The organism is Dokdonia sinensis (assembly GCF_003688895.1).
In the GTDB taxonomy this organism is placed as follows: domain Bacteria; phylum Bacteroidota; class Bacteroidia; order Flavobacteriales; family Flavobacteriaceae; genus Dokdonia; species Dokdonia sinensis.
On sequence record NZ_REFV01000006.1, the window covers coordinates 145,031 to 158,409 of the forward strand.

Sequence of the window (13,379 nt, forward strand, 5' to 3'; positions counted from 1 at the left end):
TATGTTACTCCTATGATTCTTTAGGATTTATAAGCTTATCGATGCTACTTGCTAAATACATGTGAGCTCCAGCACTATTTTTATTAAGAACATTAGTCATTAAGCAACAGATGTACTTCTTACCATTAGGTTGCTCTACAATGATTACGGAGTTCATATAGTTGTAAACATTACCTGCGTACGCGCTACAATCAGGATTTTTTACTCTGTCACATTTATAAAAACTACCAGATTTAAAATACACTGCAGCATCATCTAGCTGTGGTGCGCGAGCATAACGTATTCTGCGATCGGTCATATACAGTAGGCGCTTCATCTCGAGGCTACTCTGCTCATCAATTACATTTCCTTGTTCGAGGCTTACTAAGAATTTCATAAGTCCTATTGGTGTGCCTGTGCTCCCACCTTTATCACCTACGTACTTATTTGCAGCACCGGTAAAGAAACTACCTAGACGCCATTCATCACTAGAAATTCCAAGTTTGCGCAGAGGGTCATTCACGATACGATTTGCACGATCTGTTAATGAGTCACGTGGAGTATCTTTAAAATAAGCCTCAGCTTCCTCTTCTGTAATATCTGCGTATTTTTTGCCAAAATGAGAAATCAACATTGCTTCTCTCCACACCACACTCGCTGCACCATTATTACTTACAGAAACCATATGGTCGGCCCATTCTATTACAGAGAATTCATCACTTGCTACTACCTGACGCTTTGTTAGTTTATCCTTTTCTATGTCATAAATTGGGATTGTATGATGGTCACCCGTCCCCCAGTACCTTGCTTTTACGCGCTTATTACAAATTAAACCCATTCGTAAGTCAAAATCTGCCGAGTCCGGATATACCTTGTGAAGCTCCGTAAATAAGGCCGCTAGTACAGCAATTTTTCCTACACTTCCAGGCTGGTAGCCTACATTCTCACGATGGTCTGCATATTTTAAGCTATCTGGATTAGACATATCTAGAATAGCCAGTGAATATGCTCCGCCTGGAGTAATACGTTGCACGGCACGAGAAAATTCAGGATCTTCTATAAGTAATGCAGAAGCACTATCCCGCCTTCGCGAAAGCAAATTCAGCTTAATATCTGCAAGCTTTTTATAAGCTCCGTCAGGAATACGTTTGTTATCTATACTATCCATCTCCATTTTCTGAAGGCGGTAGAGGCGTTTGATTCCCGTGCGATCATATCCATCTATAGGATATAAAGACATTAGAAACAGTGCCGAAATTAAAATCGCGGGTATTATAATTAGTTTAGTTTTCATTATTTAATGGGTGCATCTAGAGTTATTAAAAAGTCATTATCTATCTCTGGAGAAATAGATTCTAAGTATTCTGAGGTTTTTGCATTCTTATTTTCGACAAATGGACGAATCTGGAACAACCATAATTTGTCATTCTCAAATCCCAGCTCAACATCATAAGCGCCTTTATAATCTGAATTTGTCATCTCAGGAAGTCGCTTCCGTATTGCGGAGGCAATCGCTCTAATGTCCGAAATATTCTGCTCATTTAAAATTTCATTTTCAAACGTGGCGGTTTTCTTGGCCGTTCCACCTGTTGATGGTAATCTTATATAGTCACTCTGCCTCGCAGGCGACAACAGTCTATTCCCTGTGGTTGTTACAAGTCTTGTCTCGGCGGCCTGACCGTCTACAGCTCCTCCTGCCCCACGACTAAAAGCGATAGTCAAATCATCATCTGTCCCCAAGTTGATTCCTTTTGTTATCATCACCCCACTATACTCCACATCAACCGATGGGATAATGAGAATAGAAGGAAATACATTTTCTGGATTGCTTAAGTATTGCTGTCTCCACTTAAAACTACGCTCTGTGTATGGAGAAGCCCAAACGTCTTTAATTCCCTTGAGAATACGTTCTTCCTCCAGAATATTAAATAGTGTAAGGTTTAGTCCAGCACCAGTAAACTCTTCTAGATCCTCCATATTTGTATCACTACGTAGGAACACAGGGACTTTTCCCATAGGAGCTTTGAGCACGCTTTGAAAATCTGCCTTTAGGTTTTGGATAAAAGATGGTTTTAATGTCATCTGTGCAATGGCGCCTCTTAAACGTTGCAACTCTCCTAGCTGGAAGTCCTCAACTTCTTTAGAAGAAGCACCGTCTTTTTTGAGTTTTTCCGCTTTCGCGAAAGCGTCATTAAGAAAACCCCAATAAGAGCCCTCATAATTAGGCATCTTTTGGTCCATATGATCTTTAAAAATCCCAAAAGGGATTACAAGTCCTTCAACTACTTGATCTGGAAACATTTTCTTGAGTTGGCCCAAATTGGCTGCCTTAGGACCCGTCAATTTTCCAGAGGCGCTGGCATCTATGTCGCGCATATTAATCACGCTTGTCTGGTCGAGTTTTATCTGTTCTACGGGAACAGTAACTTGGTTTGTAGAGCGTTCTTTCTTTGAAAACAAAGCGAGTTCTTGCTCATCCATATCCTTCTCTGCTTTGATAATTACGTTGCCTCTGTTTGAGACGGCGTAAAAAACTTTCTTACCACTATATTCCATCAAGTCTTCAAGATTTCCTTGCGATAAGGCCGCATTAGGAATCCCTAAATTTCGCGCCAGCAACTGTACGTGGGACACAAGATTCCCTTCAGAAACCGTCATAATTCCAGCTACAGGTTTTAAGTCTGATGGTGGTCGTTCAAAAACATAAATCTTCTCTGTATCGACCTCAATGTTTTCTGGAGTTCCCTGCACTACAACGAGCTCGCCATAAGCATATCCAGGATTCAATCCCCTTACAGAAGCTTGGCCGTTTATATCCATAACTTTATTTTCAAGTCCTGAGTACTTAGTTATAAAGGCTCCTAACTTACTCACACTTTCTCCTAAGTCCAGCGCCACAGACGACCGAACACGATCATCTATAAAGCCGTGTGCTTTAGGCTCGAACTGCGCGTAGCGTTCTACAACATCTTGATAGTTTGCTTTTACCTGAGCGGCGCTCCACTCCACTATTCCTCTTGAGGTTGCTAGAAAATCATTGAGTTGGGCTACGCTTTTATCCTCGTGGTAGCTTTCGGCGACGAGATAGGGCTCTATGGCATACCACTCTCCTAGCTCAACAAGTCCTGTACCAGCGGTGGCGTAACTGAGGGTTTCTATTTTTTGCAATAAATCGCCTAGTGTTTCTGGTTGCCACTCCTGCATTTTTAATAATAAGATATCTTCGAGCTCATTAGTAAGGTCTAGCATTTGAAGTTTATCACTTGCTCTGGATAATGAAGTAATATCCTGACGGATGTAACAGAGCACGTCTGCAATTTCGGTGACGAGTTTTTTAGCATCTTGATCTTTTGACCCATTTTCTAGAAAAGTTTTAACTCTGCTTACTAAAACATCATCAGACTTGATTTTATTAAGCTGGGCATTGAGTGCCGTGAAGTCAATAGGCGCGTAAAACTCTTTCATCGTTTTTTCCAGCGCATCAAATTCTTTGGCAATTGCGGGAGAAAATTTATCCTTATTCCTTGCGCGAAATTCCTGCACCATCTGAATATCACTTACATCCGGTTTTCCGTGGATTTTTATTCTAGCTTCCATAAATTTTGGAAACTCTTCGGCAATCGTTTTAGACTGACTGCGCATTGCTTGTGCTAGGTTGCTATCGCCGTCGTGCGGGATATCTCTCAGGGATTGTCTAAGTAGGTAATAATTTTCGCGTAAGCGGGCATCATCTCTTAATAACCATTGATAAAACTCAATACCCCAAGCTTCCTCATCTTCTGATTGAACGGCACCACGGTAGTATTGTGATTTACGTTGTACCCAGCCATCATCTACACTTGCTAGGTATCTTGCAAGTTGGTATTGTTTTAAACGGCTGTGGTTGTTAGAGCTGTCCCAGAAATCTTCTTTATCCGTATTTGTAAGAATATCTGCAAAAAATAAGTGATACTTATTTCCCAAGTCTTTTAGGTCGTCGCGGTAACTGGCGTGCTGTACGCCACCGCCTATTTTATCTGGACAAGGGTCTTTAGAATCACGGCGGGTTCCATCTTTACAGAACCACTCAATTTGTTTGTAAGGCCCTCTATAATTTTCCTTATAAAGTTCAATTTGCTTTTTTATAGAAGCGACGGGAAGGTCTTGCGCATTTACAGTAGACACAAAGAAACTGGCGACCATAATGGTCATCCCTAGTATAGTATATTTCATAAAAATGGTTAGTGTTTTCAGTATGTTAAAGGTACTTGAATTGCAATGTTCCAAAAGAATGATTAACCTTTTTATAACAGCCCCGTTTTAGCCTGAAGTGCCAAAAACTGTGTCATTGAACGATTCCATTTTGTACATCGAAAAGTTTTTCGTTAATTCGCTCAAGTTCTGCATTAGCAAATAAGCCCAACTTATTGATAATGAAGTTTTTAAATGAAATTTCTTAATTTTGTCAAACTAGTTGTGCCCAAAATTCCTGCTCTTGTGAGTGGGCTTTTGTGTTTGGCAATTCTCTATGGCCTATACTTTTATCTTCCTCCAGATTATATTGACTCTGAATTATTAAACCGTATCCTTCTCATTGTCAGTTTTATAAGCATCATTCTCGTATTTGTTTTTATTGCTTTTATTTTTTCGAAGGTAAATCAAGCACGTTTTAAAGGCAGTAATCTAAACGCAGAGATATCAAGCCTTACACAAAAACTACATCATTTTAGAGACCTTATCGATGTACTCCTGCGTTCTAAAGTTTGGAATCCGGGGTTAAAAGAATATATAGATGAGGAGTTTGCAGACTTGAACTACTTCCAAATGAAGGAATTTTATAAAGGTCGTTCTAAAATTGCGCTAGAATTTATTGAAGAAAACAACCGCTACGGGGAGACAGAAAATCTTTACCTAGAGGCAAAGTCCCTGTTACTCAATGATCCCTCAAAAACACGCGTGGAGGGTTACTCTAACCCACGTGTTTATGACAAGAATATATTATCAAAATGGGTGGAACATAAGTGTGGCTCTGGCTTGTGGTATTACTTTGGGTACAAATACACTAATTTTAAAGATGAGCTAGAAGTCCAAAGGGTTTACGAACGTCATCAGGATAAAATCACAAACCTTGCGATACAAATAGATGCTCAAAAATATCAAGATATGGGCTTTAGTGAGGAGCTCCTTTCTAAGGTAGGCGAGCAAATGTCTGAAGATATCATTCCGCGATTGCATTCCTTAACAATGCAATCCCACAAACGACTGCCTAAGATCGTAAATGCCGTATATGTTTTGTTGCTTGCTACCACCCTTTTAGGTGTTTTTTTGCCCCTTTCTACAATGCTTTTAAAGCTAAATGAATTTTACGCATTTCTCTCCATAAGCACCGTATTAAGCATCTTCATGTTTGTTGTTTTGGGTATATATCCCTATGTAATTAAGGAGATTAATAGGAAATGATTATAGGTACGCTTTCGCGAAATTTACAATAAGCTAGTTTCAAGAGCATTTATCTCATCTTTCAAACTTTTTAAATGCAAAATACGCCTCACAATTAACAATTGCTTAAGTAGTACTCGCCTTTATTTTGTGCTCCCTTCTCCGTAAATTTGAGGTTTTGTAAAAAATTGCTGTGACTGAAGAATTTATAGAAGTATACGGGGCTCGTGCCCATAATCTGAAGAATATTGACGTGATGATTCCCAGGGATAAACTGGTGGTTATCACAGGACTTTCCGGAAGTGGAAAAAGCTCACTAGCCTTTGACACTATTTATGCCGAAGGTCAACGTCGCTATATCGAAACGTTTTCTGCCTATGCCAGACAATTTCTAGGTGGGTTGGAGCGTCCAGATGTAGATAAAATACAAGGCCTCTCCCCTGTTATTGCTATAGAACAAAAAACTACCAGCAAGAGCCCACGTTCTACCGTAGGAACGATTACAGAAATTTACGATTTTCTAAGACTACTTTATGCCCGTGCAAGTGATGCTTACAGTTACAACACGGGAGAGAAAATGGTAAGCTATAGCGATGAGCAAATCAAGGAACTCATTTTTGAAATATTTAAAGGGAAGCGCATAAATATCCTCGCTCCCACGGTAAGATCTAGAAAAGGACATTACCGTGAACTCTTCGAACAAATCGCTAAACAAGGCTTTGTAAAAGTCCGCGTAGATGGTGAAGTGAGAGATATTGTAAAGGGAATGAAAATAGACCGTTACAAGACGCACGATATCGAGATTGTAGTGGACAGACTGGCGATTACAGATACTGAGGATAATGATAAACGATTAAGTGAGAGTATTAATACAGCAATGTATCACGGTGACGATGTGCTTATGGTGCTGGATCAAGATAATAACGAAGTGCGCTACTTTAGCCGTAACTTAATGTGTCCTTCTACTGGAATATCCTATCCTAATCCAGAACCAAATAACTTTTCATTTAACTCTCCAAAAGGTGCTTGTCCTAAATGCAATGGTATAGGAGAACTCTATGAGGTGAATCCAAATAAAATAATTCCTGATAAAAAGTTATCGATTAAAAACGGAGGTTTAGAGCCCCACGGGCCTTATAAGAACAATTGGATTTTTAAACAACTTCAACTCATTGCAGACCGTTACGAGTTTAAACTTACTGACCCGATAGAAAAAATTCCAAAAGATGCCCTACAATTTATCTTTTACGGAGGAAATGAAGAATTTTCTGTTCAGTCTAAAGCATTGGGAGTTACTAGAGATTATAAAATAGACTTTGAAGGTGTTGCAAACTTTATAGAAAGTACCTTTAATAATGCAGACTCGACCTCGCTTAAACGCTGGGCAAAGGGATATATGGACAAAATTTCTTGTCCTGTTTGTGAAGGGTCTCGATTGAGAAAAGAGTCGCTCTACTTCAAAGTAGCAGATAAGAGTATCGCAGACCTTGCAATGATGGATATCATTGAGCTTCAAGAATGGTTTAGTACGCTGGACGTACAACTTTCTGAAAAGCAAATGGCTATTGCGTCCGAGGTGACAAAAGAAATAAGAACCCGTATTCAGTTTCTTGTGGATGTAGGTTTAACCTATTTATCGCTTAACCGAGGTTCCAAATCATTATCTGGTGGTGAGGCACAACGAATCAGACTTGCTACACAAATAGGTTCTCAGCTCGTAGGAGTATTATATATTTTAGATGAGCCTAGTATTGGGTTGCACCAGCGTGATAATGAGAAATTGATAAACTCTCTTATTTCGCTACGAGATATTGGAAACTCTGTGATTGTCGTAGAGCACGATAAGGATATGATTGAGCGAGCAGATCACGTGATAGACATAGGTCCACGTGCAGGAAAGTACGGTGGGACGATAATAAGTGAGGGTACTCCTAAGGAACTTCTTAAGCACCACACGCTTACCGCTCAATATCTCAATGGCGAAAAAGAAATTGCTGTTCCAGAAAAAAGACGTGAAGGCAATGGTAAGTTTATTGAGCTCAAAGGAGCTACGGGAAACAATCTTAAGAGTGTTTCTATAAAAATACCTTTGGGTAAAATGATAGCCGTTACTGGAGTTTCTGGAAGCGGAAAATCTACTTTAATAAATGAGACCCTCTACCCTATAATGAATGCTCATTATTTTAATGGCGTAAAGAAACCGATGCCGTATAAAAGCATCAAGGGGCTCGATAATTGTGATAAGGTAATAGACATTAATCAATCGCCTATTGGGAGAACACCACGTTCAAATCCTGCTACGTATACTGGGGCTTTTAGCGAAGTGCGAAGTCTTTTTGCCAAAATTCCAGAGGCTCTCATACGCGGTTATAAGCCCGGTCGCTTTTCATTTAATGTCAAGGGCGGTCGTTGTGAAACCTGTAAAGGTGGCGGACTGCGCGTGATAGAAATGAATTTCCTTCCAGATGTCTATGTGGAGTGTGAAACCTGTCAGGGAAAACGTTTTAATAGAGAAACCCTAGAAATACGCTACAAAGGAAAGTCTATAGCAGATGTGCTGGAAATGACCATTAACGAGGCAACAGAATTCTTTGAGCACATTCCAAAATTGTACAGAAAACTTAAAACCATAAAGGATGTTGGTTTAGGATATATTACCTTAGGACAGCAATCTACCACCCTTTCTGGTGGAGAGGCACAGCGTATAAAACTAGCAACAGAATTAAGTAAGCGAGACACAGGAAATACATTTTACATTCTCGATGAGCCTACTACGGGACTACATTTTGAAGATATTAGAGTTTTAATGGATGTTCTCAATAAATTAGTGAATAAAGGAAATACAATCCTTATCATTGAGCACAATCTGGACGTCGTAAAAATGGCAGACCATATTATAGACATAGGTTACGAGGGTGGAAAAGGCGGAGGTCAACTTGTTGCACAAGGAACTCCCGAAAAAGTCATTAAGGATAAGAAAAGTTATACTGCAAAGTTTTTAAAGAAAGAAATGAACTAAGGCAATCGCCTTGTCAGAAAAGCAATATTATGAGAAACGAAACGAGACCAAAAGGCTGGAACGAAAATAAAACTAACGACTCTTGGGCCATATTCAAGATTATGGGAGAGTTTGTAAACGGTTTTGAGCGTATGAGTCGCATCGGGCCTTGCGTGTCCATTTTTGGAAGTGCGCGTACTAAGCCCGATCATAAGTACTACAAACTTGCCGTAGAGGTCGCTGAGAAAATTGTAGAAAATGGCTACGGAGTTATCACAGGCGGTGGCCCAGGAATTATGGAAGCAGGAAATCGTGGGGCGCACCTTGCTGGTGGAACTTCTGTAGGACTTAATATAGATTTACCGTTTGAGCAACACGACAACCCTTATATAGATCCAGATAAGAGTCTTGATTTTGACTATTTCTTTGTGCGCAAAGTGATGTTTGTAAAGTATTCTCAAGGTTTTGTGGTGATGCCTGGAGGATTTGGAACACTGGATGAACTTTTTGAGGCCATCACCTTAATACAGACCAATAAGATTCAAAAATTCCCAATTATCCTTGTAGGTAAAGACTTTTGGGGCGGTTTGTTCGAGTGGGTAAAGACGACTTTACTCGATAGCTTTCAGAATATCAGTCCACAGGATATTGATTTGATTCATCTGGTAGATACTTCTGATGAAGTGATTGAGGTGCTTAACAAGTTTTATGATGAATATAAATTAAGTCCAAACTTCTAGTAGTTACGTAAGTATTAATGTTTTTTCCGCTTTCGCGAAAGCGTACTCCTCTTTATGAAATACTTTTTTGCATTACTTTTCATTTCTTTAGGCACTCTTGTACAAGCGCAAGAGACCATAAATCTTGCATTTTATAATGTGCTCAACTATCCGAGTGCCCCGCCCGATAATCGGGAGGTAATCTTACAAGATATTGTCGCCGAAATGAATCCAGATATTTTTATGATATGCGAGCTAGAGTCTGAAGATGCTGGAGGTGACATTCTGGATAATAGCTTGAACGCTTTTAATGATGTTTACAATCAGGCGCCATATTTTAATAATACATCGAGCGGTGCAGACTTGCAACAACTGCTGTATTATAATCGCAACAAATTTGAGTTAGTACTTACGGACATCATCGAGACCTCCGTGCGAGATATTAACCGATATAGACTTAGGGTAATTGTAGAAAATACGGCAAGTGAACCTTTATTTATGGAGGTTTTTGTCGCACACCTCAAAGCGAGTCAAGGCGCGCAAAATGAGTTACTACGTTTTGATATGGTAGAGCAGTTTACGGAGTATCTGAGCGAGCTAGACCCAAATGATACCGTAATTTTTGCTGGGGATCTTAATCTTTATACCAGCGATGAGCCTGCTTATCAAGAGCTTATCAATAGTTCTGGTGAGTTTGCACTTACAGATCCCATAGATAGTCCCGGCGACTGGAATAACAACTCCAGCTTTGAGTTTTTACACACACAGAGCACGAGGATAAGTAATGATGAGTTTGATGATTTTGGCGCAGGTGGAGGTCTGGATTCCCGTTTCGATTTTATTTTACTTTCGGATAACACCTTTGACGAGGATGCGTCACTTCGCTATGTGGATGGGAGTTACAAGGCCTTTGGCAATAACAGCAACTGCTTTAATGACCGGATAGATAGTAGCGACTGCGGTGGCGACTATACACTGGCTACGCGAGAGTTACTGTACCAAATGAGCGACCACTTACCCGTAATCGCACAGCTTGAAATTTCAGAGGAGTTTCTTTCGGTAGATGTGGTTCAGGATGAAAAGTCGGCTTGGTTTGTGCGGGGTAATGTGGTGAGTGATGTGGCTGAGATTGCTTTCGCGAAAGCGTATACAAACAAGTCTATTATTTTATACAACACTGTAGGACAACAATTAATGCAATTTAAAACTACAGCCGAACGTTTGTCCATGGATACAAGTTTTCTGGCAGATGGTGTTTATTACCTCAAATTAAATGACAACACACTTTTAAAATTTATTAAAACTAGGTGAACGCACGTTTAAACTTCATTTTTCTTCTCTTTTTAGTACTTCCTACTGTATTACTATCGCAGCACAGGATAAATATTACCGCGCGATTGATTCCTGAGTCGAAAACTATTGAGTTACAGCAGCAATTAACCTACGTTAATGAAAGTAAGGATACTCTACATAGCCTATACCTTACCGACTGGGCAAATAGCTTTTCTAGCAAGACTACTCCCCTAGCCCAACGATTTGCCGAAAACTATGACAAATCCTTCCATCTTGCCAAAATGGAAGATAGAGGATTTACAAATGTAAAATCCGTGCAATCGCAAGGAGATTCACTCGTGTATTCTCGACCAGCAGATCATCCAGATATCCTCAAAGTAGAATTTAAAAATGCGATTGCTCCAGCTGAAAGTCGCACATTTTTCCTCAAATACGATGTTATTCTTCCTGATGAGAAATTTACTAGATATGGGGTAACAAAATCTGAGCAATACAATTTAAGATACTGGTTTATGACTCCAGCATCTTACAATGATGGATGGCAATATTATAGTAATAAGAATATAAACGACAGGTTTATTCCTAAGACCGATATTGAGATTAGCATCTCCATACCTAAAGATTATTTTCTTATATCAGATCTTGAGACAGCCGTTATGAATAGTTCATATAACGCTGGAGAGAAAATTATTCGTCTAAGTGGTAATAATCGGATAGATGCAAAAGTCTTTTTAAGGAAGTCATCAAAATTTGAATCTATAGAAACTGATTTTTTGACGATTATCACAGACATTACGGATGAGCAAGTACCCCCTCAGAACCGTGCTTTAATCATAGATAGAATTGCCGGATTTTTAAATTCTGAATTAGGTAGCTACCCACATAAACAAATTTTAGTATCTAATTTAGATTACCGGGAGAATCCCGTCTACGGGCTCAATCAATTACCTGATTTTATAAGACCGTTTCCTGACGGCTTTCAGTACGAACTAAAGCTGCTCAAAACAACAATTAATAATTATGTAGACAATACCGTGCTTATTAACCCCAGGTACGACCGATGGGCTGTTGATGGTATAAAGACGTACTTGTTGCAGTCCTATATGGATACGTTTTATCCGGATTTAAAAGTTGTTGGAAGTCTCAGCAAGTACTGGCTTGTACGTCAGTTTTATGCTTCTAATCTAGAATTTAATGACCAGTTCAATCTCCTATATATGCATATGGCTCGTTTAAATTTAGACCAGCCGCTCACAAAACCAAGAGACTCCCTAATAAAATTTAATCTCAATATTGCAAATCAATACAAAAGTGGTGCTGGTTTATTTTACTTAGGCGACTTTATAGGACAAGAAAAAATAAGTTCAAGTATTAAGAAGTACTATAACAGTTTTAAGCTTGAGTCTTCTAAAACTTCAGATTTTGAACGAATTCTAAGAGAAGCAACAGATAAAAATATAGATTGGTTTTTTGACGATTTTGTAAACACCCGCAAAAAGATTGATTTCAAATTTGGTAAAACGAGGGTTTTAGGTGACTCGCTCTATGTTGATGTAAAAAACAAAAAAGACAACAAAATGCCCGTATCTGTCTTTGCTTTTAAGAATGACACTCTGACCTCTAAAACTTGGGTAGAAAATATTACAGACAAAAAAACAATAGTGTTACCTAAGGATAGTGTAGACAGGCTTGTTTTAAATTATAACAGAGCACTTCCAGAATACAACTTACGAGATAACTATAAAAAGCCAGGCGCATTTTTAGGATTAAACAAACCCTTTCAATTCAAGTTACTCCAAGATTTAGAAAATCCGTCCAAAAATCAGCTGTTTTTTATGCCCGTTTTTGAGTACAATTTATATGATGGCTTTACTTCGGGTATGAAGGTTTATAACAAGACATTACTAAGAAAAGAATTTAACTACAAATTAGAACCGCAATGGGGTGCTCGTTCTAACACGATTGTAGGCAAAGCATCACTTTCATACACTCATAATTTAATGGACAGTAGGCTCCATAGGATACGTTACGGTTTCTCAGGAAGTAGATTTTCTTATGCAGATGATTTATTCTTTAGAAAATATACACCATTTATACGGTTAGATTTCAGAAAAAGAGATTTACGATTAGATGAAGGACAAAGTATTACTGCGCGATGGGTAAATGTAGATAGAGACGAAGATGTGAGCTTAGTAGATCAAGATCCCAATTATAGTGTGTTTGATTTGCGTTATACCAAGTCTAAACGAGGTATTATTAGTGTTTTAAATTATAATGTTGATTTTCAAATAGCCAAGAATTTTAGCAAAGTATCTAGTACCGCTTTTTATAGAAGACTGTTTTTAAATAATAGACAACTGAATCTCAGATTTTTTGGAGGCGTTTTCCTAAACAATAATGCTCGAGATAATGGTGATTTTTTCAGCTTTGCTTTAGATAGGCCTACCGATTATCTCTTTGACTATAATTATTATGGTAGATCTGAAGATACTGGCCTTTTTAGCCAGCAGTACATCGTCGCCGAAGGTGGGTTTAAATCCCAACTAGAGCCAGCATTTGCAAACGATTGGATCTTAACCACCAATGCAAGTACCACAATCTGGAAGTATATCTATGCTTACGGAGATTTTGGTATTGTTAAAAATGAAGGAATAAATACTCGTTTTCTATATGACTCTGGAGTACAATTGAGTTTATTAGATGACTATTTTGAACTATACTTCCCTGTATACTCAAATTTAGGATGGGAAATAGGGCAACCTAACTACGAAACAAAGATTCGATTTACGGTTTCTTTAAGTTTTGATACGCTTATAGGTTTGTTTACTAGGAAGTGGTACTAACCTGTATCTCAATACTGCAAAGTTTCTATGTTCTTTAAAATAAAGTTATCTTAATTATAGATTTCTTAACGATTTCACAAAAAACATTTGTTTCTTATATTATTAATAGCAAAAAATACATTTTTGTGA

7 protein-coding genes are annotated in these 13,379 nt (G+C 38.6%); 5 read left to right on the forward strand and 2 right to left on the reverse strand.

Going from position 1 to position 13,379, the window contains the following annotated elements; all coding sequences use genetic code 11:
* Positions 1-10 precede the first annotated feature (10 nt).
* Together EAX61_RS08025 and EAX61_RS08030 are read right to left on the reverse strand one after the other, a co-directional pair.
* Positions 11-1,273 carry a serine hydrolase gene (locus EAX61_RS08025; protein WP_121917160.1) on the reverse strand — a complete coding sequence of 421 codons (1,263 nt, stop codon included), beginning with the start codon at positions 1,271-1,273 and terminating at the stop codon, positions 11-13.
* Complete coding sequence (locus EAX61_RS08030) at positions 1,273-4,191, reverse strand: PEP/pyruvate-binding domain-containing protein (protein ID WP_121917161.1); 2,919 nt, start codon at positions 4,189-4,191, stop codon at positions 1,273-1,275. Before EAX61_RS08030 ends, EAX61_RS08025 begins: the two co-directional genes overlap by 1 nt.
* Before the next feature lie 213 nt (positions 4,192-4,404).
* Here EAX61_RS08030 and EAX61_RS08035 point away from each other — a divergent pair, with 213 nt between their 5' ends.
* From EAX61_RS08035 to EAX61_RS08055, 5 genes are all read left to right on the forward strand, one after another.
* Positions 4,405-5,418: a hypothetical protein gene (locus tag EAX61_RS08035; protein WP_121917162.1), complete on the forward strand. Its 1,014-nt coding sequence runs from the start codon at positions 4,405-4,407 to the stop codon at positions 5,416-5,418.
* A gap of 166 nt (positions 5,419-5,584) precedes the next feature.
* Positions 5,585-8,416 carry an excinuclease ABC subunit UvrA gene (gene uvrA / locus EAX61_RS08040; protein ID WP_121917163.1) on the forward strand — a complete coding sequence of 944 codons (2,832 nt, stop codon included), beginning with the start codon at positions 5,585-5,587 and terminating at the stop codon, positions 8,414-8,416.
* Between the two features lie 29 nt (positions 8,417-8,445).
* A complete protein-coding gene (locus tag EAX61_RS08045; RefSeq protein WP_121917164.1) occupies positions 8,446-9,135 on the forward strand; it encodes an LOG family protein in 690 nt (229 codons plus the stop codon).
* A 54-nt stretch (positions 9,136-9,189) separates the two neighbouring features.
* On the forward strand, positions 9,190-10,425 hold the full coding sequence (locus tag EAX61_RS08050) for a T9SS type A sorting domain-containing protein (protein WP_121917165.1): 1,236 nt from the start codon (positions 9,190-9,192) through the stop codon (positions 10,423-10,425).
* Positions 10,422-13,250 carry a gluzincin family metallopeptidase gene (locus EAX61_RS08055; RefSeq protein WP_121917166.1) on the forward strand — a complete coding sequence of 943 codons (2,829 nt, stop codon included), beginning with the start codon at positions 10,422-10,424 and terminating at the stop codon, positions 13,248-13,250. Before EAX61_RS08050 ends, EAX61_RS08055 begins: the two co-directional genes overlap by 4 nt.
* Positions 13,251-13,379 lie beyond the last annotated feature (129 nt).

Coding starts and splice junctions, on each gene's coding strand:
- EAX61_RS08050 (WP_121917165.1), top strand. CDS start 9,190: ATGAAATACTTTTTTGCATTACTTTTCATTTCTTTAGGCACTCTTGTA.
- EAX61_RS08030 (WP_121917161.1), bottom strand. CDS start 4,191: ATGAAATATACTATACTAGGGATGACCATTATGGTCGCCAGTTTCTTT.
- EAX61_RS08035 (WP_121917162.1), top strand. CDS start 4,405: ATGAAATTTCTTAATTTTGTCAAACTAGTTGTGCCCAAAATTCCTGCT.
- EAX61_RS08025 (WP_121917160.1), bottom strand. CDS start 1,273: ATGAAAACTAAACTAATTATAATACCCGCGATTTTAATTTCGGCACTG.
- EAX61_RS08045 (WP_121917164.1), top strand. CDS start 8,446: ATGAGAAACGAAACGAGACCAAAAGGCTGGAACGAAAATAAAACTAAC.